Annotated in this window: 24 protein-coding genes (1 of these 24 only partly in view); 13 read left to right on the top strand and 11 right to left on the bottom strand. The window is 56.6% G+C overall.

All coding sequences use genetic code 11. The features are described 5' to 3' along the window. The first annotated feature begins 153 nt into the window (after positions 1 to 153). The 7 genes from QMK58_RS18760 (at position 154) to QMK58_RS18730 (ending at position 7021) form a co-directional block, all read left to right on the top strand. Entirely contained in the window at positions 154 to 1530 is a 1377-nt protein-coding gene (locus QMK58_RS18760) for a cytochrome ubiquinol oxidase subunit I (RefSeq protein WP_053161609.1), read from the top strand. Between the two features lie 12 nt (positions 1531 to 1542). Beyond that, positions 1543 to 2544, top strand: coding sequence for a cytochrome d ubiquinol oxidase subunit II (locus QMK58_RS18755; RefSeq protein ID WP_053161611.1), 1002 nt, complete (start codon positions 1543 to 1545; stop codon positions 2542 to 2544). Between the two features lie 24 nt (positions 2545 to 2568). Continuing rightward, positions 2569 to 3345: a DUF72 domain-containing protein gene (locus QMK58_RS18750; RefSeq protein ID WP_053161662.1), complete on the top strand. Its 777-nt coding sequence runs from the start codon at positions 2569 to 2571 to the stop codon at positions 3343 to 3345. 108 nt (positions 3346 to 3453) lie between these two features. Then, a complete protein-coding gene (locus QMK58_RS18745; RefSeq protein WP_053161613.1) occupies positions 3454 to 4593 on the top strand; it encodes a glutathione-independent formaldehyde dehydrogenase in 1140 nt (379 codons plus the stop codon). 27 nt (positions 4594 to 4620) lie between these two features. Beyond that, on the top strand, positions 4621 to 5649 hold the full coding sequence (locus QMK58_RS18740) for an acyl-CoA dehydrogenase (protein WP_320395254.1): 1029 nt from the start codon (positions 4621 to 4623) through the stop codon (positions 5647 to 5649). After that, positions 5649 to 6419: a PIG-L deacetylase family protein gene (locus tag QMK58_RS18735; protein WP_053161616.1), complete on the top strand. Its 771-nt coding sequence runs from the start codon at positions 5649 to 5651 to the stop codon at positions 6417 to 6419. The genes QMK58_RS18740 and QMK58_RS18735 overlap by 1 nt, the downstream gene beginning before the upstream one ends. Then, entirely contained in the window at positions 6416 to 7021 is a 606-nt protein-coding gene (locus QMK58_RS18730) for a class I SAM-dependent methyltransferase (protein ID WP_053161618.1), read from the top strand. Before QMK58_RS18735 ends, QMK58_RS18730 begins: the two co-directional genes overlap by 4 nt. Here QMK58_RS18730 and QMK58_RS18725 read toward each other — a convergent pair. Beyond that, the gene (locus QMK58_RS18725; RefSeq protein ID WP_053161621.1) at positions 7018 to 7665 is read right to left on the bottom strand and encodes a glycosyltransferase; all 648 of its coding nucleotides are present in this window, start codon (positions 7663 to 7665) and stop codon (positions 7018 to 7020) included. The genes QMK58_RS18730 and QMK58_RS18725 overlap by 4 nt on opposite strands. A 135-nt stretch (positions 7666 to 7800) precedes the next feature. After that, positions 7801 to 8055 (bottom strand): DUF6555 family protein, encoded by a 255-nt coding sequence (locus QMK58_RS18720; protein WP_053161623.1) that lies wholly within the window; start codon positions 8053 to 8055, stop codon positions 7801 to 7803. Between the two features lie 640 nt (positions 8056 to 8695). Here QMK58_RS18720 and QMK58_RS18715 point away from each other — a divergent pair. From QMK58_RS18715 to QMK58_RS18695, 5 genes are all read left to right on the top strand, one after another. Continuing rightward, positions 8696 to 9946, top strand: coding sequence for an OprD family outer membrane porin (locus QMK58_RS18715; RefSeq protein WP_053161625.1), 1251 nt, complete (start codon positions 8696 to 8698; stop codon positions 9944 to 9946). A gap of 160 nt (positions 9947 to 10106) precedes the next feature. Next, the gene (locus QMK58_RS18710; RefSeq protein WP_053161628.1) at positions 10107 to 11468 is read left to right on the top strand and encodes a spinster family MFS transporter; all 1362 of its coding nucleotides are present in this window, start codon (positions 10107 to 10109) and stop codon (positions 11466 to 11468) included. Between the two features lie 85 nt (positions 11469 to 11553). Continuing rightward, complete coding sequence (locus QMK58_RS18705; protein ID WP_053161630.1) at positions 11554 to 12528, top strand: AraC family transcriptional regulator; 975 nt, start codon at positions 11554 to 11556, stop codon at positions 12526 to 12528. A 96-nt stretch (positions 12529 to 12624) separates the two neighbouring features. Continuing rightward, a complete protein-coding gene (locus QMK58_RS18700; protein WP_053161632.1) occupies positions 12625 to 13731 on the top strand; it encodes an NAD/NADP-dependent octopine/nopaline dehydrogenase family protein in 1107 nt (368 codons plus the stop codon). Then, on the top strand, positions 13731 to 14729 hold the full coding sequence (locus QMK58_RS18695; RefSeq protein ID WP_320395253.1) for a 3-hydroxybutyryl-CoA dehydrogenase: 999 nt from the start codon (positions 13731 to 13733) through the stop codon (positions 14727 to 14729). The genes QMK58_RS18700 and QMK58_RS18695 overlap by 1 nt, the downstream gene beginning before the upstream one ends. Positions 14730 to 14778: 49 nt before the next feature. Here the strand turns inward: QMK58_RS18695 and QMK58_RS18690 are convergent, their stop codons facing one another. From QMK58_RS18690 to ycaC, 9 genes are all read right to left on the bottom strand, one after another. Next, positions 14779 to 15279: an outer membrane beta-barrel protein gene (locus QMK58_RS18690; RefSeq protein WP_053161636.1), complete on the bottom strand. Its 501-nt coding sequence runs from the start codon at positions 15277 to 15279 to the stop codon at positions 14779 to 14781. A gap of 105 nt (positions 15280 to 15384) precedes the next feature. Continuing rightward, positions 15385 to 16368, bottom strand: coding sequence for an EAL domain-containing protein (locus QMK58_RS18685; RefSeq protein ID WP_082344537.1), 984 nt, complete (start codon positions 16366 to 16368; stop codon positions 15385 to 15387). 263 nt (positions 16369 to 16631) lie between these two features. Beyond that, positions 16632 to 17606 (bottom strand): helix-turn-helix domain-containing protein, encoded by a 975-nt coding sequence (locus QMK58_RS18680; RefSeq protein ID WP_053161638.1) that lies wholly within the window; start codon positions 17604 to 17606, stop codon positions 16632 to 16634. 69 nt (positions 17607 to 17675) lie between these two features. After that, positions 17676 to 18044 carry a hypothetical protein gene (locus QMK58_RS18675; RefSeq protein WP_053161641.1) on the bottom strand — a complete coding sequence of 123 codons (369 nt, stop codon included), beginning with the start codon at positions 18042 to 18044 and terminating at the stop codon, positions 17676 to 17678. 333 nt (positions 18045 to 18377) lie between these two features. After that, positions 18378 to 18860, bottom strand: coding sequence for a hypothetical protein (locus QMK58_RS18670; RefSeq protein WP_053161643.1), 483 nt, complete (start codon positions 18858 to 18860; stop codon positions 18378 to 18380). Further along, positions 18857 to 19678, bottom strand: coding sequence for a winged helix-turn-helix domain-containing protein (locus QMK58_RS18665; protein WP_053161645.1), 822 nt, complete (start codon positions 19676 to 19678; stop codon positions 18857 to 18859). The genes QMK58_RS18670 and QMK58_RS18665 overlap by 4 nt, the downstream gene beginning before the upstream one ends. A 638-nt stretch (positions 19679 to 20316) precedes the next feature. Next, a complete protein-coding gene (locus tag QMK58_RS18660; RefSeq protein ID WP_053161646.1) occupies positions 20317 to 20778 on the bottom strand; it encodes a hypothetical protein in 462 nt (153 codons plus the stop codon). Between the two features lie 162 nt (positions 20779 to 20940). After that, positions 20941 to 21621, bottom strand: a complete 681-nt coding sequence (locus QMK58_RS18655) for a DUF3313 domain-containing protein (RefSeq protein WP_053161648.1) — start codon at positions 21619 to 21621, stop codon at positions 20941 to 20943. 128 nt (positions 21622 to 21749) lie between these two features. Further along, positions 21750 to 22382: an isochorismate family cysteine hydrolase YcaC gene (gene ycaC / locus QMK58_RS18650; RefSeq protein WP_053161650.1), complete on the bottom strand. Its 633-nt coding sequence runs from the start codon at positions 22380 to 22382 to the stop codon at positions 21750 to 21752. Positions 22383 to 22668: 286 nt separating this feature from the next. Between ycaC and QMK58_RS18645 the strand changes: the two genes are divergently transcribed. Then, positions 22669 to 22715 carry the start of a hypothetical protein gene (locus QMK58_RS18645; protein ID WP_053161652.1) on the top strand. It continues 202 nt past the right edge of the window, so the window shows 47 of its 249 coding nt (coding positions 1–47); its start codon is at positions 22669 to 22671; the stop codon falls past the right edge of the window.

Genomic DNA, 22715 nt, shown 5'->3' with positions numbered 1-22715 from the left:
CAGGGGAGGTCTGCAAAGGGCCTCCCGATGCATCGATCGCGCAATGAGGGGAATGTTTGACGGCGCCAAGGGTCAACCGGGCAATCACGCTGCGAGTTCTGCCCATGTGCATTTTCACTGTCGTTTTTACGGGGAACATCGCGAGAACACAGCATGGACGCAGTTGATTCAGCATTGATGGCAGCGCGGGTCCAGTTCGCAATCACCATCAGTTTTCATATCGTGCTGGCAGCCCTGACCATCGGTTTGTCCAACTTTCTGATGGTACTCGAAGCGCTCTGGCTGTGGCGTGGGCAAGAAATCTATCTGGACGTCTACCGCTACTGGCTGAAAATATTTGCCCTCAATGTGGCGATAGGTACCGCGTCGGGTCTGATTCTGGAATACCAGTTCGGGCTCAATTGGTCGCGGCTCTCGACGCAGGCAGCAGACATTCTAGGTCCGCTGATGTTCTACGAGGTGCTGGCGGCGTTTTTCCTTGAAGCCGGGTTTCTGGGGATCATGCTGTTCGGATTGAAAAAGGTCGGACCGCGCCTGCATTTCCTGGCCACTTGTGCGGTCGCCACGGGATCGTTGATCAGTGCGTTCTGGATTCTCTCGGCCAATTCCTGGATGCAGACACCGGCCGGTTTTTCGATAAGTGCCGATGGCCGTTTCATTGCGCAGGACTGGTGGGCAATCATCTTCAACCCGTCGTTCCCTTATCGGCTGGTGCACATGACGTTGGCGGCGTTGATCGGGACCGCCACGCTGGTGGCCGGCGCGAGTGCCTGGCAACTGTTGAAGGCACGGCAGAACCCGAGGGCGCGTCTTCAGTACTCGATGGCGCTGTGGGCGATTGCCGTGCTCGCGCCGGTGCAAATCGTAGTGGGGCATTTTCATGCCGAGAACACACTGGCCTTTCAACCGCAGAAGGTCGCGGCTATTGAAGCTTCCTGGACCCGCCCGGCTGAAGGTGAAGGCGAGCCCCTGCGTTTGTTCGCTGTGCCGGACATGTCACAACGACGCAATCACTGGGAAGTGGCCATTCCCCACGTCGGTTCGCTGTACTTGCATTACAACCTGACCGGCACCATCGCCGCACTGGATGAGTTCCCCCCCGAAGACATTCCACCGGTGCCGGTGGTGTTTTTTGCGTTCCGGCTCATGGTCGGGTTGGGGGTGTTGATGCTGGGGCAGGGCGTGATCAGCCTGGTGTTGCGAAGTCGAGGCCGATTGCATTCGACACGCTGGATGTTGCGCAGCAGTCTGTTGATGGCACCGGCCGGGTTGCTGGCGATGCTCAGTGGCTGGGTGGTGACCGAAGTGGGGCGCCAACCCTACACCGTCTATGGACTGCTGCGCACGGCTGACAGTCTGTCGTCGGTGTCGCGTCAGCAGGTGATTGCTTCGACCTGGGCGATTCTGGGGTTTTACGTGTTGGTCTTCGGCATCGGACTCTGGGTGCTGTTGCGCATCCTGCGCAAGCCACCGCACCAGGATGAACCTGGCCCGCAGCCAACCCTGGCCGAGGAAACCGGTGATTCCTGAGGGCATCAAACCATGCTGGATAATGACTGGATCACACTGCTGTCCGCCGCTGCCCTGGCGTTTTCGGTGCTCAATTATGTGCTGCTTGACGGCACCGATCTGGGCGTCGGTGTGTTGCTGGGGCTAACCCGTTGCAGGCGGCAACGTCGGGCGATGGCGGTCAGCATTTTGCCGATCTGGGATGCCAATGAAACATGGCTGGTGTTGGGCGGCGGTGGCCTGCTGGCGTTGTTCCCACTGGCCTATTCGATTCTGCTGCCGGCGTTGTATATGCCGTTCATTCTGATGTTTTTGGCGTTGATCGTGCGCGCGATGGCGTTGGAGTTTCGCGACTATGCACCGAGCGATGCCATCAAGCGCTGCGTCGATGCCCTGCACGCGTGCGGTTCTCTCCTCACGGGTGCCATTCAAGGACTGATCCTGGGAACGCTGGTTCAGGGCATACCCAATCATGGCGGGCAATACGCGGGGGACGGCCGAGAATGGCTGAGCCCGTTTCCGCTGTTTTGCGGCGGGGTGCTGGTGGTCGGCTACACATGGCTGGGCGCCAGTTGGCTTTATTGGCGAATCGAAGGTGAACTCCGGCAGCGCTCGCTTCGTCAGGCCAGGGTCCTGGCCGCCATGACCTTGTTGCTGCTGGTCATTTTGCTCGTCTGGACAACGATGCTGGATACCCGATATGCGCAGCGGCTATCAGAAACCTGGGTCTGGGTGCCGGCAGTCACGATGGTGTTGGCCCTTTCAATCGGGTTCATCGTGGGCTTTGGAACCCGTCGCGATTTCTTGCCGCTATTCGCTGCATTGGGCATTTTCATCCTGGCGTTCGGATTGATGATCGTCGCACTGTTCCCGCTGATTGTCCCGCCGAACCTGACGCTGCAGGCAGCGGCCTCCAGCCCTGCAAGCCAGGTATTCATGCTGGTGGGTTTCGCGGTGCTGATTCCGGTGACGCTGATCTACAACACCTATGGCTTCAAGGTATTCAGCGGCAAGATTCATCCCGTACGAGATTGACGGGTGCGAAGCGAGGGCGATCAATTGAGCGAACATCAGATCTTCATTGGCTGCGCTGGCTGGAGTCTTGGGCGTGAGCACGCGATCCATTTCCCGGCAGCAGGCACTCATCTGCAACGCTACGCGTCGCAATTCAATGGCGTCGAAATCAACAGCTCGTTCTATCGCCCACATCGCCGACAGACGTATGTGCGTTGGGCCGACTCGGTGCCGCCAGGCTTTCGATTCTGTGTGAAGGTGCCCAAGCAAATCACCCATGCGCAGCGCCTGGTGGACTGTGAGCCACTGCTGGACGCGTTTCTCGATCAATGTTCAGGTTTGGGTAACCGCCTGGGCAGTCTGTTAGTCCAGCTGCCGCCGTCACTGGCCTTCGAAGAGGGGGTGGTGGAGCGTTTTTTCACGGTGCTGCGAGCGCAGTATTCAGGAGCGCTGGTGCTGGAGCCACGGCACGCGTCGTGGATCGATGCCGAACCGTTGTTGATTGCGCATCGAGTGGCCCAGGCGGTCGTCGATCCATCGCGCATCGGCACGGATGCGTCGCCCCACGGTTCAAAAGATCTCAGGTATTGGCGTCTGCATGGCTCGCCGCGAATCTACTACAGCGCTTACGAGCCGATGTTTCTGGAACGTCTTGCCTCCCGGCTCAAACTCGCCGCGGCTGAGGGAAACGCGTGGTGCATCTTCGACAATACGGCCAGTGGCGCCGCGCTGATGAACGCGCTGCAACTCAAGAACCTGCTGTACGCAGATAGCGCCGAGAGCAAAAAATTCAGCCCGTCCGACATCATGCCTGCTGGTTAGCCGCTCGTCAGGCGCCACCGACAATCGTTTGAACATACCTTCGCTTCTCTCTGACAGATAAGTCTGAGCAGACGAAATTTTCCTGTCGTTTGCTAACGGGAGAGCACCATGAAAGCCATCGTTTACAACGGCCCGCGTGACGTCAGTGTGCAAAATGTCGCGGATGCCAGAATCGAAAAGCCCACGGATGTACTGGTTCGAATCACCACCACCAACATCTGTGGTTCAGACCTGCACATGTACGAAGGGCGCACGTCGATGGAGACCGGACGCGTGTTCGGGCACGAGAATCTAGGGGAGGTGATCGAGGTCGGGGCCGGGGTCGACCGGGTCAAGGTCGGTGATCGGGTGTGCCTGCCCTTCAACATCGGTTGCGGTTTTTGCGAAAACTGCGAGAAAGGCCTGACCGGTTTTTGCCTGACCGCCAACCCCGGTAGCGCGGGCGCGGCCTATGGATTTGCCGAGATGGGGCCGTATCAAGGCGGGCAGGCTGAACTGCTGCGCGTGCCTTACGCGGACTTCAATTGCCTGGTGTTGCCCGAGGATGCTCAGGAACGTGAGGACGATTACGTGATGCTCTCGGACATCTTCCCGACCGGGTGGCATGCGACAGAACTGGCCGGCTTGCTGCCGGGCGAAAGCATTGCGATTTATGGCGCCGGGCCGGTCGGTTTGATGGCCGCGCACGCCGCGATGATCAAAGGTGCCGCGCAGGTGTTCGTGGTCGACAACCAACCGGATCGCCTGAAGCTGGCGGCACAGATGGGGGCCACGCCGATCAATTCCCTGGAGCAGGGAGCGGTAGATCAAATCCTCAACCTGACCCATGGCAAAGGCACCGACCGCGGATGTGAGTGTGTGGGCTACCAGTGCTGCGACCACCATGGGCACGAAGCCAATCACCTGACCATGAACAACCTCGTGGCTTCGACCAAGGCGACTGGCGGAATCGGTGTCGTCGGTGTGTTCGTGCCGCAAGATCCGGGCGCGGAGAACGAGCTGGCGAAGGAAGGCAAGATGGCTTTCGACTTTGGTGCTTTGTGGTTCAAGGGCCAGCAGATTCGGACCGGGCAGGCCAACGTCAAAGCCTACAACCGTCGTTTGGCCGAGCTTATCCACCACGGACTTGCCAATCCTGCGCAGATCATTTCCCACAAACTCAAACTGTCCGAAGGACCTGAGGCCTATAAGCATTTCGATGCCCGTGACAACGGCTGGACCAAGGTTGTGCTGAAACCGGCGGCTTGAATCGAGCACCTTTTGGGAGACAGCACGATGAGCCGCTCAGGCACCTTCGACCGCTTGCTGGGACACATAGCATGCCGTCCCGTTTCGCGGGAACCGGGCAGGGCACTGCATCAATTGATGCAAGAACTCATCGGTGGTGGTTTTACCGCCCTGCCGATTCCGGGGAGAGGCAGGACGCTGGAGCGCTGGCGAACCTTGGCGCAGGTGGCCGGCAGTGATCTGGCGCTGGTCAAACTGTTCGAGGGCCACACCGACGCATTGGCGATCATGTCCGAGATTGAACCCGACGGTGCAACGGCAAATGGCAGCTGGGGCGTGTGGGCGGCCGAGCCGCCGTTTGCCCGGGTCCGCATCATTGATCGACAAGGTGAGCAGGTTCATTTGCAAGGACGCAAAGCCTGGTGTTCCGGCGCGGCCGTGCTGGATTGGGCACTTCTGACGACCTGGGATGAACAGCAGCGTGTGCAACTGGTGGCCGTTGATTTGAAGCAGCCGACCGTCAAGCTGATCGATGACGGCTGGCAGGCTGTGGGCATGGGCAGTACGGCCAGCCTTGATGTGGAATTCGAGTGCGTGCGCGGACGGTGTGTCGGGTTGCCGGGTCAGTATCTGGACCGACCTGGCTTCTGGCAGGGGGGCGGGGGAATTGCCGCCTGTTGGTATGGCGCGGCGTGTGCGCTGGCCGGTTACCTGCGCGAACACTGCACAAAGCCGTATCACGACGCCCATGCCGAGGCTCATCTTGGCGCGGTCGACGCAGCACTGTGTGCGGCCGCGGCAACCTTGAGAGAGACCGCGACCTGGATCGACAACCATCCCCGGGCATCAGCGCAATTGCCTGTCCGGCGCTTACGTGCGCAGGTCGAAGTGGCGGTGAATGCAGTGCTGGAGCATGTGGGGCGTGCATTGGGTGCCACGCCGTTTTGCCGTAACAGCCATTTCGCCCGGCTCGCCGCCGACCTACCGGTGTTCTTGCGGCAAAGCCATGCCGAAAAAGATCTGGCGGCGCTTGGCAAGCAGGTCGCGGATTCAGCGGATGACGGGTGGGTGTTGTGATGATCGCGTCGGCACCCTCGGCGCAAAATCTCATTCGAGGGCCAGGCACCACGCTGACCGAATGGCAGGCCTGTCCGATGCTGGCAAGCGTGCCGACAATCAGCCATCAAGTGCTGGTTGCGCAAGGTCAACGGCTGGTGATTGTCACACCTCATCCTGACGATGAAGTCCTCGGATGTGCCGGCCTCCTGGCCGGGATGAAGGGCAGGGAAGCGGACGTATTGCTGGTCGCGGTCACCGATGGTGAAGCCAGTCATGAGGGATCGCGGTACTGGACGCACGCACGCCTGCGTCGACAACGCCCGTTGGAAAGCCTGGATAGCCTCGCTCGCTTGGGGCTCGATGTCGGAGCACTGAACTGGCAGCGTTTGGGTTTGCCGGACAGCGCTGTTGCGGGGGCGGAGGATGGGTTGGTGGGTCGGCTGCTGGAACTTGTACGACCGGGCGACTGCGTGGTCACGACTTGGCGCCAGGACGGCCATTGCGATCACGAGGCAACCGGCCGGGCAACCGCCGATGTTGCATCACAAAATAACGCATCGCTGATTGAAGTGCCCGTCTGGGCCTGGCATTGGGCTCGACCGCAGGATCCCCGCATACCCTGGATACGTGCGCGCAAGCTCATGCTCGGCGCTGATGTGCTGGCGCGTAAACGCCACGCTATCCACGCGCATGTTTCACAAATCAATGCAGACGGCCAATCACCGCCAGTGCTTGACCGAGCAGCCATTGAGCGCCTTTTGCAACCCTTTGAACTGGTGTTTGTATGAGCCTCTCAGCGGATTACTTCGAGCAACTGTTCAGCGCCAGTGATGACCCTTGGTCGTTTCGAACCCGATGGTACGAAAAGCGCAAACGTGACCTGACGCTGGCGAGTCTGCCCTGTCAGCGTTATCAACGTGTGTTCGAACCGGCCTGCGCCAATGGTGAACTCAGTGCGTTACTGGCCGAGCGCTGTGAGTCTTTGTTGTGCCAGGACCTCAACGAAAAAGCAGTCATCCTGGCGCGCCACCGATTGAGCGGCTTGCACCATGTGCACGTACAACAGGCGCGTATTCCTGACGACTGGCCCGAGGGCCTTTTTGATCTCATCGTGCTGAGCGAGGTGGGCTATTTTCTGGATCAGCAGGAGTGGATTCAGGTCATCGAGAACACAATGCGAAGCCTGAGCCCGGAAGGTGGCATACTCGCGTGCCATTGGCTGCATCCGATTGACGGATGCTCCCAGAACGGACGCGACGTTCACGCGATGCTTGCCGATCACCTGCCCCTGCATCGTCTGTTGCTTCATGAAGAGGCGGACTTTCTGCTCGAATACTGGGGGCGCCAACCGGCTTCGATTGATCTCGCCGAGACCACGCGCAGCGATTAGGCCAGCGACTTCAGGTAATCACCGAACCCTTCCCGACACCGGCAGTTTTTGCGTGCACTGGTCGTGACGCGGTTGGCGGCAGTCCACAGGATGCTGGCGCCGCTGCGCTCCAGGTCCGCGACCAATTGCACATCTTCGTGCGCGGGTAATGCCTTGAACCCGCCAGCCTTGCGGTAAGCCGCAGAGGACACACCCAGATTCGCACCGTGGATATGTCGATGCCCCTCAACGGGGTGATAACGGGCGTGGTAGCGCTCGCGCACTGTTGGGGAGTGTTCGGTCCAGTCGTTGACATCGACCAATCCACATACCGCATCGACGTTGAAGCGGATTTGATCAACCAGCCACGAAACAGGCACCACGGTATCGGCATCGGTGAAGGCCAGCCATCTTGCATCCACCGCCAACAGGTGGTCGGCGCCGTGTGCCCGGGTTTTTCCAACGTTGCGGTGAGTGCAGGTCAATGTCATCACGTCATAGGCCTGGGCGATGTGCAGCGAGGTGTCTGTGCAGTCATCCAGGACGATCACGATGTTGACGTCTTCATTGTCCAGGCTCTGATGCAAGGCGGCTTCCATCAGTGATTCAATGCAGTGACTCAAGAGTTGCTCTTCATTGTGCACCGGGACAACGACTCCAATCATGTTCTGACTCTCCAGAGTGCAAACATCCGTTGCGGGCTTTTGGATGTCGACCCGGGGGAACAAAGTTTGGTTGCAACTATTTAAGCGTGATCGAGTGACTTATGTGTACGCATTAACTCAATCCAACAGCGATTGTCATTGCGCGGCCTCTGCCCAGTTCAATGTGGTCGCCTCCCGCCACCTGACGTCGCTGATGCCGTATCGCTCTGCCAAAGGCTTGGAGTAGATTTTCAACGGCGGGCGGCCAGGCTTCGGTATCGGCGCTATCCCGGCATCGCAGCTTGCCCAATGCCAGGCCGTCGCACTGTCCATGCGCTTGGCCCGGATAACGAACGTTTTGGGCTGGTCATGGAGTTTGTATTCAATGTGGTAAAGGTCGATGTAACTCATGAAAACTCTCCTGTACTTGTAAGTAAGGGAGCGTTGTCGTTAAAAAAAATTCCGACTATTTATTGGGTTATTTTTCACTTGAAAGTGTCGGATGAAATCAAGGTTCAAATACACCAGTTCTGCACATGCAGATGCACTAAGTCATGTTTTTATTGGCGTGTTTTTTCTATGGGCTGCCCGCATCAGGCTGCGTAATTGGAGAATCGCCTGCGCAATCGGGGAGGTTGGCGGGCCGTGCAATCGCTAGCGTATGGCACATCCCGTAACAAATTCTTGCTCCAGGGAGGGCGTATGAAATTCAGGTTGGCCGCCTCCCTCTGTACGGGAAACCTTTAGCCGGATGGGAGATTTCCCTCCAACGGATGCTGTTCGTCTTGATACCGGCGCAGCGCCTACTGACTTACCTTGCGTACCAAGAGGCGTGTCGTCGTAGCGGGCTGTTCCGTTGAGCCCTCCTGGCGTTTACCCCATAAAAACAAGAGATCCGACAATGTGCGAACCCATGGTCCTTCCGATCCCTCATCTCATCCGCCTTTGGGCGCTAGAGGGTTTGGTGTTCGGCTGCCGGCGAGTTTGTCTTTGATTTAATTCTGCTCCTATAAAAACAGTGCCCAAGCACATACAGATGTGGAGATGTTAGATGTATCAGGTAAAGAAATCTTGCCGTGGGCTCGGTATTGCCAGCGTGTTGGGGATGATCTGTTCGCCCTTGGCAGCTCAGGCTGATGTTATTGACGACAGTCACTTCAAAGTGGATACGCGTAACTTCTACTTGCACCGTAACTACACCAATACCAATGCGCCGGTTTCTGAAGTGCATAGTTGGTCGCAGGGTTTCGATGCGCAATTTACCTCCGGTTATACCGACACAGCCCTGGCCATCGGCCTGGATGTGGATGCGCAATACGCCGTGCGCCTGGATTCGTCGGGCAACGACGGTTCGCTGCCGTACAGCGTCCGCGACCAGCAGACGGCCGATGACTACAGCCGCGCCGGGGCCACCTTCAAAATGCGCTACAGCAAGACCGAATTGAAAGTTGGTGACCTTCGCCCACAACTGCCGGTGGCCTCCGATGACCCCAGTCGGCAATTGGATACCATCTATCAAGGGGCCGTGGTCGAGTCCAAGGAAGTCGACGGGTTGACCATGACCGGTGGCCGTTTCTGGTCTGCCGCGACACGGGAATCTTCCAACCACGAGAAGCTGTACAAGTTTGGTTCCACCGATAATCTCGACAGCGACGGTCTGGACTTTGGCGGTGCAACTTATGACATCACCAAAAACCTGCAAGCCAGTTATTTCTATGGCGTGTTGCACGATATTTATCAGCAGCACTATTTCGGCCTGATGCACATGGCTGATTTGGGCAATGGCTACAAACTTAAAACCGACTTGCGTTACTTCAATAACAATGAAGATGGCAATGCCTTGAACGGTGAGATCGACAACCGTTCCTACGGCGCCTTGTTCACCTTGCTCAAAAGCGCTCACATGTTTGGCCTCAGTTACCAGCGCATGCTCGGTGACAGCGTGTTCCCGACGATGAACGGTTATATCCCGCAGCCATACCTGGTGCATTGGTCGTCCCTGGGCTTTGTTCGCCCGGAAGAAAAGTCCTGGGGCGCACGCTACAGCTACGACTTTGCCGGGATGGGCGTGCCGGGGCTGAAGTTCTACACCCGCTATATCAAGGGCACCAACTGGGACCGTGGCGGCAACCTGAGCGACAACGAGGAAAGCGAACGCTTTCTGGGGCTCAGCTACGTGGTGCAGAGCGGGGCGTTGCAGGGCCTTGGCCTGGACGTGCGCAACATCGACGTAAAACAGAAGTACGGCTACGACTACAACGAATTCCGTGTCGCCACGACTTACACCTGGAAGTTCTGGTAAGCCCGGTCCACCCAGGGATTGACCCCATAACAATAAGAGGCCTGACCATGTTCGAACCCATTGTCCTTTACATCTGCCCCGCAACTTCCCAGTCGGTGTGCTGTGCACCGTCACTCGACGCGCTGCGCGCATGAGCGGATTCCAAGAGGAGCAAACACTAGTGAATATCCAGGTCGATAACGCGGTCCTGCAACGGCAGAAGAAGAAAACCTACATTTACGAGTGGTACGTGGTCGGCCTGTGCATGGTCGCCTACATCTTTTCATTTGTGGATCGGCAGATCCTGGCGCTGATGATCGAGCCGATCAAGGCCGACCTGCAGATCAGCGACACTCAGTTCAGCTTGCTGCACGGGCTGGCGTTTTCATTGTTCTACGCCTTCATGGGCATGCCCATCGCCTATCTGGCCGACCGTTTTTCGCGGCCGAAGATCATCGCCGTGGGCGTTGTTTTCTGGAGCCTGGCGACAGCCGCTTGCGGCCTGAGCAAGAGTTTCCTGCACATGTTCCTCGCACGCATCGGCGTCGGTGTCGGTGAAGCGGCCTTGTCGCCCTCTGCCTACTCGATGTTCAGCGACATGTTCCCCAAGGAGAAACTCGGACGCGCAGTGGGCATCTACTCGATCGGCTCGTTCGTCGGCGGAGGTCTGGCCTTTCTGGTCGGCGGCTATGTGATCGCGATGCTCAAGGACATGAATACCATCGAGGTCGCCTTTCTCGGCGCGATGAAGGCCTGGCAACTGGCGTTCTTCATTGTGGGTCTGCCCGGTATGCTGGTCGGCCTGTTGATCTGGCTCACCGTACGCGACCCGGCGCGCAAGGGCCTGCAGGTGGATGCGCAGGGTCGGGCCAAGAAGGTCGCGATGAGCGATGGCTTGCGCTTCCTCGGTCGCCACCGTGCCACCTTCACCTGTCATTACCTGGGCTTTTCGTTCTACGCCATGGCCCTGTTCTGCTTGATGAGCTGGAGCCCGGCGCTGTACATCCGCAAGTTCGGCCTGTCGCCAATGGAGGCGGGCTACATGCTCGGCACTGTGCTGTTGGTGGCGAACACCGCCGGGGTGCTGTTCGGTGGATGGCTCACCGACTACCTGGCCAAGAAAGGTCATCAGGACGCTGCCATGCGCACTGGCGTCATCGGTGCCCTCGGCATGGCGGTGCCGGCCGTGCTGTTTTCTCAAGTTGATCAACTATGGCTGTCGGTGACCCTGTTGGTGCCGGCGATGTTCTTCGCTTCGTTCCCGATGCCGGCGTCCACGGCGGCGATGCAGATCCTCGCGCCGAACCAGGTGCGCGCGCAGGTTTCGGCCGTGTTCCTGCTGATCAGCAATCTGTTGGGCTTGGGCCTGGGCACTACGTTGGTGGCGCTGTTGACCGACCGCTATTTCGGCTCGCCCGCGGCAGTCGGCTCGTCGATGTCGCTGGTGATCGCTGGCGCGTCGGTGTTGACAGTGCTGTTACTGTGGCGCGGTTGCAGTCGTTTTCGTGAAAGCTATGCCCGGGAGTATCCGAACCGGGCTTGATTGGTCATAGTCCATGATCGGCACATCGGCCTCGCTCCTGTCAAAGGGAGCGGGGCCGACACGCTCCAGATCAGGAGAATCCTTGATGTTGAATGACGTACACCTGCTGGAACGCCACAGCCTGCTCAGCTCGACCGATTACCGTGAGATCAAGGACAAGGTCAGCCATTATCTGTGCCCGCACAGTTTCAACGTGCTGCAGGACGAGCCCATTTACACCCGGCTCAACGGTGTGTTTTTCGGCGATTCAGCACTGCTCGACTTGCGTTATGGCGCGCCGGTGGAGATCACCATCGGCGATATCGCTGATCAATACCTGTTTCGCATTACTTTGCAGGGGCATTGCGAGGTGGCCCATGGGCGACGCAGCGCCGCGATGCAGTCGGGCTACCTGAGCGTTTCCTCGCCGTTCGCGCAAAGTCGCATCATCACCGATGGCGAGTGCCGTAACCTGATCCTGCGCGTCGACCGTGATGCCCTGGAGACGCAGCTGCAACGCCTGCTCGGCCGCAGCCTGCGGCAGTCGGTGATCTTTGATGTCAGTGTCGATCATCTCGGTGCCGGTGTTGTCAGCCTCTATCACACCCTCGATTACATCTGCCGGCTGTACGGCAGCGGCGTCGACGGGTCGCGCCTCGCCAGCGGCCTGTCCGAATATTTGATGCAGCTCCTGCTCACACAATTGCCGCACAATTACTCGGCGGATCTACTGGTCGACTCGCGCGCGCCGCTGCCGCACCACGTGAAAAAGGCCCGCGACTACATCGAGGAACACCTCGACGAACCAATCAGCCTGGCAACCTTGAGCGAACTGTGTGGCGTTTCGGTGCGTACCTTGCAGAACGGCTTCAACCAGTTCCTCCAGCAGGCACCGGTCGAATACATTCGCGACCGCCGCCTGGCGGTGATCCACGAGTCGCTCAAGCAGGCCAGGGCCGGTGAAACGGTCACCGATATCCTGCTGCGTCACGGCATCAACAGCTTCGGGCATTTTTCCAGCGCCTACCGGCAACGCTATGGTTGTCTGCCGTCGGACACCCTGCGGCGGCAGAAGCATTGAGACTTCTGCGCAATCCGTCATTCGGCTGCGCAATCGGATAAGTCTGTGGCGGTGCGGCTCGATAGGATCGAGTCTCTAACAAAAAGGAGTATCTGAATGAATATTACCGTGCTGGGTGGTGGTCACGGCTGTTACGCCGCTGCTGTCGAAATGGCTGAAAAAGGGCACCAGACCCGCCTGTGGCGCCGAGACTCCGCCGCGCTCAAGGAGCTGCTGGCCATCGGCAAACTGACTATCAAGGACTATAAAGGCACTCGCCAGTTGTCCGTCGGCCAGCCGGGCGACAAGCTGTCGTTCACCGACGACCTGGCCGAAGCTTTGGCCGGCGCGCAACTGGTGATTATCCCGCTGCCGTCGACCTCCCACGAAGACCTCGCCAAACACGTCGCGCCGCACCTGCACGACGGTCAGGTGGTGTTCCTGCCACCGGGCACTTTTGGCAGCTACGTATTCGCCAAGGCCATGGCCGATGCGGGCAACCAGAGCAAGGTGGCCTTTGCCGAGACCGGCACGCTGCCATACCTGGTGCGCAAGCACGGTGCCAGCGATCTGGTGATCAGCGGCTACGCCACCCGCCTGCCGACCGGCGTATTCCCAAGCAACCTCTCCGAGCATGCCTTCGCAGTGTTGCGTGAGGCCTACCCGAGCGTCGAGCCGATTGAAGACGCCCTGAGCGGTGCGTTGATGAACGCAGGCCCGATCATTCATCCGCCGCTGATCATGATGAACGCAGGTCCCCTTGAGCATTTCGAGGCCTGGGACATTCACAACGAAGGCACCCAGCCGTCGATCCGGCGCGTGACCAATCAGCTCGATGCCGAGCGCATGGCCGTGCGCGAAGCACTGACCTACGGCGCGCCGCACTTCCCTCTGGCTGACCACTACAACACCAGCGAAGGCGATGAGTGGATGTACGGTCGCGGTGCCCACGGCAAGCTGACCGACAGCGGCGATTGGCGCGAAGACATCGACCTGCAAAAACATCGCTACATGCTCGAAGACACCCGTTTGGGCCTGTCCTTCCTGGTGTCCGTCGGTCGTTGGGCCGGTGTGCCGACGCCCGTGGCGCAGGGGCTGCTGAGCATTGCTTCGGTCGTTGCCGATCGTGATCTCTACGCCGAAGGTCGCACGCTGGAAAATCTGGGGTTGGCCAAACTGAGCCGGGCGCAGATGACCGAACTTTTGACCCAGGGCTACAACTGATGAACGCCGCGCTGCCGCATGTCAGCGTGGTCGGTGCCGGCCGAATGGGCGAGGGTATTGCTCTGGCGTTCATCCATGCCGGTTTGCCGGTCAACCTGATCGACATCAAGGAACGCGCCGAGGATGAGCGGCGCGGTTACTTCGAACGCGTGCGCAACAATGTCCGTAGCGAATTGCAGATGCTGGTGCGCCTCGGTGTGCTCGAGTCGGATCAGGCGGACGTCGCTTTATCGCGGCTGACGGTGCAATCGAAATCCCAGGCGGCGGTGACATTATCCCAGTGCGACCTGGTGTTCGAAGCGGTGCCGGAAGTGATCGCGGTCAAGCAGGAGACCTTCGCCTGGGTCAGCGAGCATGTGCCGGCGTCGGCCATCATCGCCTCGACGACGTCGACGTTTCTCGTCACCGAGTTGAGCGAAATGGTCAGTGAACCGCAGCGCTTCGTGAACGCGCACTGGCTCAATCCCGCGTATCTGATGCCGCTGGTGGAAGTCAGCCGCAGCCAGACGACGTGTCCGCAGGTGGTCGAGCGGCTACTGCAATTGCTCAAGCGAATCGGCAAGGTGCCGGTGGTGTGCAATCCGGTGGCCGGCTACATCGTGCCGCGCATTCAGGCATTGGTCATGAACGAGGCCGCACGGATGGTGGAAGAGGGCGTCGCCAGCGCAGAAGACATCGACACCGCGGTGCGTGTCGGCTTCGGGCTGCGTTTCTCGGTGCTGGGCCTGCTTGAGTTTATCGACTGGGGCGGCGGGGACATTCTGTACTACGCCTCGCGCTACCTCAGTGGCGCGCTGTCACCGCGTTTTGAATCACCGCAGGTCATCGCTGACAATATGCAAAACGGGCGCAATGGCTTGCGCGATGGACAGGGCTTCTACGATTACCGCGACATGGACGTTGACGCCTATAAACAACAGCGTCTGGGGGATTTTGTGCGCAAGCTGGAGTTGTCTGGGCTGACACCCGCGTTCGAGGGGGCGTTGAGGAACAGTTGAGCATGAGCGCAGCAGAGCGACCTTCAGGGTCGCCCTGCTCAAGCGAACGTCAGAACAACATATAGGCCGAGGCCGTTGTCTGGTTCAGGTCGATGTCACCGACTTCCAGTACTTCATATTCCGCGCGAATACCGATGTTGCGAAACACATCAAACTCAACACCGGCACCGTAGGTCAGGTCCACACCAGTGTCATCATCGGCGGCATTGCCATCGGCATCCCAGGCATGCCCACCGACACTGGCGAACAGTCGGACACGATCACCCAGCGGAAAGCCGAGGTGGGCGGCAGCCTGTACAGATTTGCCATCGAAATCGAGATCCTTGTCCTCGAACTGGCCGAGATCGACGTAGGCGCCTTCGAAGGCCAGATAGCCGTTTACACGATAACCCGCAAAGACCTTGTAGCTGGTGTCGTCATCGCTCAAGTGGGATTTGTCGGTCTCGATGCTGGTGACGCCGGCGCCGACATACAAACCTTTATCGTCAGCGAGTGCCTGAAAAGACATCAACGAAAGCAGGGTAGCGAAGCCGAGGTTTCGAAATAGCATGGGAGGTGTAGTCCTTCTACAGGTTGTCGATTGTGAGGTGTTTGCAGAGAATCTGAGCGATCACAAAGCCTGATAGAAGTCATTGATTGGTATTTTTGAGTCGCTTTAATCCGCCTGAGCTTTAAGGGTCATGGGACATTGAAAATAGCGTCTTGCCAATGCCTGAACGGGGAGTGCTCTGGAAAACAGCCAACCTTGTGCCAACACCACGCCTTCCGATGCCAGGTGCGGTAGTTGCTGCTGAGTCTCTACACCTTCTGCGACCACCTTGATCTTTAGAGCCCTGGCGATGTTGGCAATGTGTCGCCACAGGGCGTCCTTGGCAGCGATCTTGTCTTGCTCGATGAATGAACGATCTATTTTCATTATGTCGAAAGGCAATGATTCGATGAGCGAAAGGCTCGAGTAGCCAGTGCCAAAGTCATCCAGGGCAATACGATGCCCGCACGCTCTCAGTTTGTGCAGTTGAGCAGCTGCGTGGTTTGGCTCTATCAACGCTCTTTCGGTGACTTCAAAGACGATGGATAAAGCCGGTATGTTGTAGGCAGTCAGAATGCTGGCGACGAAATCGGGAAAGGTTTGATCGAGAACGTCTTGCGCGGAAAGATTGATGGTGATGTAGAAATCCTTGCACGCCCAAAGATAGGTGCTGTAATCCTCCGCCACCTGGCGTATGACCGAGCGCGTCAGCTCACAAATCAAGTCGGATCCCTCTGCCGCTGTGATGAACACGTCCGGCGGGATGGCGATTCCGTTGGCGTTCCAGCGAGACAGCGACTCGGCTCCGACCAGATCCCCGGTGGTCAAATTGACAATAGGCTGGTAATGAACATGCAGCTTGTTCGCCCTTATGGCCTTGCGAAGTTGAACGACGGTTGAGGTGCAATACCTCTGGGTCTGCCAGGCGACGTACAGCAGGGCTGCCGCCATGAAAGCCAGGCCAATGATTAACTTCCACCTGAGCCCTTTGAAATCACTTAGAGGAAGGGAGTTGCCTGCGGCAAAAAACCATGCAGCCAAACCCACCGCAGCCGTTGCGCATAAAGCGAACGTGTGTCTTTTAAGCAAGGCTATAGACGCAGCGATCATAAAAATTCCAAAAAGGAGATTCGGCCCGAAGAGGTGAGGGGGCGCGCTATAAACCGTCCATAAACCAGGCTAACGCGACACCACACAAATAAGCAGCCAGGCAAAAGATGACTTTCTGTTTGAGCGGAAGTGAGTTGAGCCGATAGCGCATGCCTATCTCCTTGACTTAGAAATAAGCAATGTTGGCAATGCAGGTTGGCGGATGAAAGTTATTGATTGTTATTTTTAGACTCGACATTACGTCCACTCGCCATCTGTTGTTGTCAGCGGTTGGACGCTTGCAGCCTGGCGGCGTTACGTCTGGCTGTTTCCGAGGGAATTTCCCCGTAGGCATCCTGATACGCCTTGGAGAAACGACTGAGATGGTGAAAGTTCCAATACATCGCCGTCTCGGTCACGGTAGGCCATGTATTGCGGATCAAGTCGCGTCGGACATTGGCGAGTCTCAGGTTTCTCACGTAAGCAATCGGTGAGATGCCGAATGTTTCAACAAAGCCATGATGCAAGGTGCGAGTGGTGGTTTGCAGCTGCCTGACCAGCGCTTTCATGCAAAGCGCCTTTTTGGTGTTTTGATGAATGTACTCAATGGCTTCTATCGCGACTTTTCTGCGTGTCGGTGTTCTGAGCGCGCAGCGACCTGCTGGTGTCAGTGCCCGTAGCAGTGAAGTCAGCAGCGCATTTTCAATGGCTGAAATTTGCGGGGCGGTGCGCTGATGTAAATCCGGGTTATTGACGTCGATAAAATGAGCGTTGATCGCCTCAATCGCCGCTTGCATCAATTTGAAATTAGCGACCTGGAAGCGGTGCTCTTTTCGCTCTGCAAGCACATCGATACCGGCGTGTTTTTCGAGACACTGCTGATAATGTTCTTCGGTTGTGGTCAGCGTAAAGAGCGTCTCATTCGGCTCGCACAGGTAATGCACGGGCTCATCGCTATTGAGCACAATGATTTCGTTAGGCCGCAACTTGTGACCATTGACAGTCGGTCTTCCCACGGAAGACTGAGAAATGGCCACCGTGACAAAACCATGAGGAACCGCGCTGATCATAGTGACAGCGGAATCAAACTCCAGTCGACTGCATTGGAGTCTGGGACCATCAATGACCTTATGCTGTCGAATGCTGGCTTCATACTCCGACGGCGTGAGGCTCATTTCCCACCGGCCAATGGTCCGGTTGGGAATGCCCGCAGGAGTAGACGTTACATGAAAGACTTCATCAGGGATTGTGCTACACATGGAGTTTGGCTCTTCAGCTAAATGGATAGTTCTAAGTAGAGGTACCTGACTTGACCTCGGTGCTGGCGATCAAATCGACGCTGTTGTCGTAGGTTCGGATATCGTCGCTGATTCCGGTACAAGCTCTAACGCCGCTGAAAAAACGTACGTATCGTTCAAAGGCAAGTCCAACAGGCTTTGCAGTTTTTGCGGCGCAATTTTTGAACCAAAGATAGCCGTTTGTTGAGCGGCCGAGCCAATGGCCGATGCGTCAAAGGCAAAAAAATTACTCACACGATAGTCTGAACAAATCTTGTAACTGGCCTCTTCTTCACTCAGCGTACTTTCGTTGCTTTCAATACGAGTCATGTCTGTGCTGTAAATCTCTTTGTCATTGGCCATGGCCTTTAGAGAGAGCAAGACACCGAGCGAAGCGGTAGCGAGGTTTTTCAGCAGCATTGACGTGCTTCCTTGTTAATGATTTTTTGGACAAAGCATAATGTCAGCCGCCTGATCACCACGGCCTGGCCAGTGGATACTCTCGCTGCGAACTTGCTTATCAAAGTCAAAAACTCATATTTCCGATGCTGCCGACAGCGCTGTCGGGTGTCATTCAGTTTGATTTCAGGCGTATGGAACCGCGGTGTGCGGTGGGTGCATGCACGTACGGGCCCAAGAAAAAAGGAGGGACTTTGACGCAGGGGAATGTCTGATTCAAGTCAATAATGTTTATTTTTTTGCTTGAATCCGCAGAAGCGGCAAGGTCTGGCAGGTCCTTTTGCCAGCAGAAGCTTAGTGATTCATGCAGCGCAAACGACCCAGTTCATGCACGTAAAAACAGACCGCACTTTTGTTGGTGGTAGGAATTAATTCGTAGTTCAGAACGGCGCCTTCCTGGAGGACATACTGGCGTCTGAAGAAGAGGTCGGGGGTCTTCTCAATGGCAAACAGTTCGGTGTCCTGACTTAGCTTGACGCTGCTGATTTTTATCTGGACATGATGATTGCTCTCTCGAACAACATCCGCCGAAATAGTAGCGTTGCGAATTTTTCCGTTCAGGCTTTCCAGCGTGGTTTGTGTCAGTCGACCATGGCCAATGGTCAGATACTCTTCAGTATTAAGCTGGTTGTTATCTTCAAGCCATTGCCGGGTGATGGTTTGATAGCTGGTATTTTCCATGTAGTAAGACGGCGAATAGATCAGAGAGAAAATACAGACAGCGTTGATGATTCCAAGAACGATCCAGTGGACCCAGGATGGTATCGTTGGCTTCATATTGTTGCTTCCAGACATTGGCGAATCATCAAGGCAAGGTCTTTTTGGTCGCTGTTGAGTTGTAAGTTTGCAGTGCTCAGGTCTGGGCGCACGCACGAAACAGAGTAATTTGATTTATAGCGGTTCAGCCACACCTGGCCCTTGAGGTTTGGTGAGAACTGTTGGACCTGTTTAGCTGACGCATCCCTGAGTGATTCAGCCTCGGCGACGCTGTGAGCCACTGCATGAATGACCAACTCGTTCTGTTGCAAACTGGAGATTTCTATCTTCGGTGTATCGAAGCCAGAGTGGAAACCCGCGAAGGCACACACGCCCAACGTCAAGATATAACCGATTGACTGGGCTTTTTTAATATAATCGGACTTTGTAATTTTCCCGGAAGTCGCCAACGTTACATTAGTGACGGTTGGCAAAGGCTCTTCAATAGCGGGTGGAGCAGGCGTCGCTATTTCATCGGTTGATGCCGGTATATCGGTTTGTGCATCGACGACATACTGCCGGTTAAAGCAGTAGCCTCTTCGCGGAACCGTCATCAGAATTTCGTGATCACGATTATCATTCAAAATGTTTCTAAGGGAGAAAACTGCCTGGTTCAGACTGCCGGAGGCGACGACGCGATCATTCCAGGTGTAGTCGATGATCTCCTCTCGGCTTTTAGTCTGGCCAGGTTCCATTAGCAACAGGTCCAACAGGCGCGACTCTGCTCTACCTAATGTGGAGTTTTGAATTTCTCCGTGAGGTGTTGTGATGGAAAGCAAAGCGGTATCAGGGTCGAAAAGGGCCACGGCACCATTTTTCAACTTGAAGGCGTAGCGCATGGGAGTCCTCCGTTCGGTCGGTTCTGGCTGAGTATAGAGACGGTTTTGACAGGCTGGATTTGACGCGATACTTGCTGTGGGGAATGAAAGGCTATCGGCGGGCAAGCGCGATAGACGCAGCGAGCGTCACTCTGGAATGCTGAAACAGACCATCAAAAAATTCACTGGAATCAAGCAAGAGCAAATCCACGGGTTTCAATCGGAGCCAGTAATGATGCTCTTTGTACTCAATCGGCGCTATCCGAAAAGTGCGAGGCAGGGTATCGACGGTCATTAGGATGGTGGGTTCGCTCAACTGATTCGCATTTGCGCAAGCAGTATTCGTTGCCACCGATAGTCCTGATTAATGTTTGCAATATTGATCAAGAGCGACAATTAAGATCGGCCGATTGAGCGGCAACAATTTTTGATGCGTATTAACTTTGCGTTAAGTTCGGCAGCGTTTTAAATGGTTTCGGGGGTTGCGGACGCGAACGACATTCAAGGATTGTTTGTCGTGGTTAAAACAATCTCCATCTCTCGTTTCAACACCTTTGCCCCACGTCCTTTCATGGCGGACGTGGGGTTTTTTTTGTCTTTTTAATGGTGTATCGAAAAGAAGCGGGTTAATCGGCCCAAAGGTTCCGGAGGAACGGGACTCAAGGCAAAATGTTGTATCCACGCTGTTGCAGGCAGCTGCTGTATACGGAGTTGTTGGCGGTGATGTTCTCTTCGGTTGTACCAAGGTTTTGCCGGCGCTCCTGGCGTTGCCTTGATCCGCCGATCACGACCCCGGCCGCCGCAGCGCTGCGCGCATGATTCTGCCGATAGTCTTGTTTGGTGTCGTCGTCAATCTGGTCATAAAGGTTGTCATGTTGCTGGCCACGAACTTGCGCCGCAGTAGCCCCGGCGACCGCGGCGGTGGCAGCGCCTTTTGCTCGGCCACCAGAGGGCACTGTATTTTGTGTCGGAAACTGGGCGTTGGCTTGTGATTGGCAAGCGCTGGTGTCTTGCTGGATCGTCTGGGAAGTTTGGCCTTTGAGTGGAACCACCGTCACCGCCAATGCACTGGCGCTGGCGAGCAACAAAAAGGCCGAAAAGGTAAACGTCAGTATTTTCATCAGGTCGGACTCTCGTTAAACATCGTTATTTGTCTAACGGGTTGTTTAGGGAGAGGCAGTGTCAGTGCCGACTGAAACCCCATGCCAGTCAAATCCGCGATGCAAACCCAAGGCTATGAATGGCAGGCGATCAAACGTGTGCAATGGGGTATCGCGCGGTGGTTATTGCTGGGTCAGCAGGGCTTGCATGTCACTTGTCATGCCTTTGAATGCAGCCTTGAAGTCATTAGCGACAACGGGCTGGCTGGCATTGTCCACGGTCTCACCAAATACCTTGCGTACCACCTTGGCAACCGGCATGCCGGTTTTTGCATCAATCAAGTCGGCTTCTATATACAGTTCCGCTGTCTGATCACGATGGCCTGTGGCCGCTTGTGTCGTCCCGACGATTGCTGCGATCGGTACGGCCTCGTACCAGTGCATGCCCTCGTTGTTGGCGCTGACGTGGGTGATCGCCGCTTGCAAGATCAATGTCCGCGAATCGGCCGGTACTTGCTGGGTGTCCGAGATGATAGTGAAAGAGGGCGCGAACGCGCTCCGGATACTGTCGCTGGCCATGGCTTGCACGTCTTCCAGAGTCTGCAGGTTGACACGCTGGGTCGGTTTCGGTGCTGGATACAGCTCTACCTGCTTGAACACGACGGTGGAGTAGGCTTTTGGATCAAACCCTGGCGCAACCCAGCGCAGCACCTTTTGTTCACTCGGTGTGGTTTGCTCTTCCAGGCCCTGGTAATTGGGCAGGAAGCCCGAAAGCTGTTCCGGCTGTGCCACTTTCGAAACACAGCCAACCTGAAATACGCAGCTCATGGCTATACCCGCAATCCATCTATTCGACATGCTCATGTGTTCTGTTCTCTGTGATGAAGTTTGTCATTCAGGTTTCGATGCGGGGCGGATCCTGCCCGCAGTGGCGGGATAATCCGAATCAAAAACCCTTAAACACGATCAAACTTCATCACTCGAGAGTCGCTTTACGCCTGGCGTGCAGTCAACGCCGAGTAGCTGTTCATGAGGTTGCGATAGTTTGGAATGCGTTGGGACAACAGGTTACCCAGGCCTTCGATATCGTTGCGCCAGTCGCGCTGTAGCTCACACGCCACCGAGAACCAGTTCATCATTTGCGCGCCGGCCTGGGTCATGCGGTTCCAGGCCGCCTGTTGCACGGTGGTGTTGAAGGTGCCCGACGAATCAGTCACCACGAACACTGCGAATCCTTCAGCCAGTGCCGACAAGGTCGGGAACGTGACGCAGACGTCCGTGACGACACCGGCAATGATCAATTGCCTGCGCCCGGTGGCCTTGATTGCCTTGACGAAGTCTTCGTTATCCCATGCGTTGATCTGGCCTGGTCGGGCGATGTAGGGCGCCTCTGGAAACATCTCTTTAAGTTCCGGGACCAGAGGGCCGTTAGGGCCTTGTTCAAAACTGGTGGTGAGGATGGTCGGCAATTCGAAAAATTTGGCGACGTCCGCCAGCGCCAACACGTTGTTCTTGAACTCGTTGGGTGAAAAGTCCTGAACCAGGGAAATCAGGCCGGTCTGATGATCGACCAACAGCACGACTGCGTCGTCTTTGTTCAAGCGGTTGTAGGTGGCGTTGCTCATGATGAAGTCCTTTCGAGGTGGGTGAGTGGCGTTGTTCAACATGGGCCCAGATTAAGGATCTTCACGAGGGGGAAAAAGCGGGTGAAATGGGTTTGACTGTCAACTCAAACGAGACAATGGCGGCTCTCGGAATCTCCATGCGTGCTCATCCGTGCCAATTCAGTCATTAATCGTTCCGGTTCAAGCCCGCATAAATGCCCGGCCTCTTCAGGCGCCTCGTCAGCTGTTGTGAACCAATTTCGTAAACGTTTGATCCACCCTGAAATAACACGGGTGGGCCAGTGCGATGAATGCCTTCAAAGATCTGCTGACACCGGCTCAAGAGATACGGCT

The organism is Pseudomonas sp. P8_241 (assembly GCF_034008315.1).
Lineage (GTDB): Bacteria > Pseudomonadota > Gammaproteobacteria > Pseudomonadales > Pseudomonadaceae > Aquipseudomonas.
This window is presented reverse-complemented; position numbering and strand designations above follow the sequence as displayed.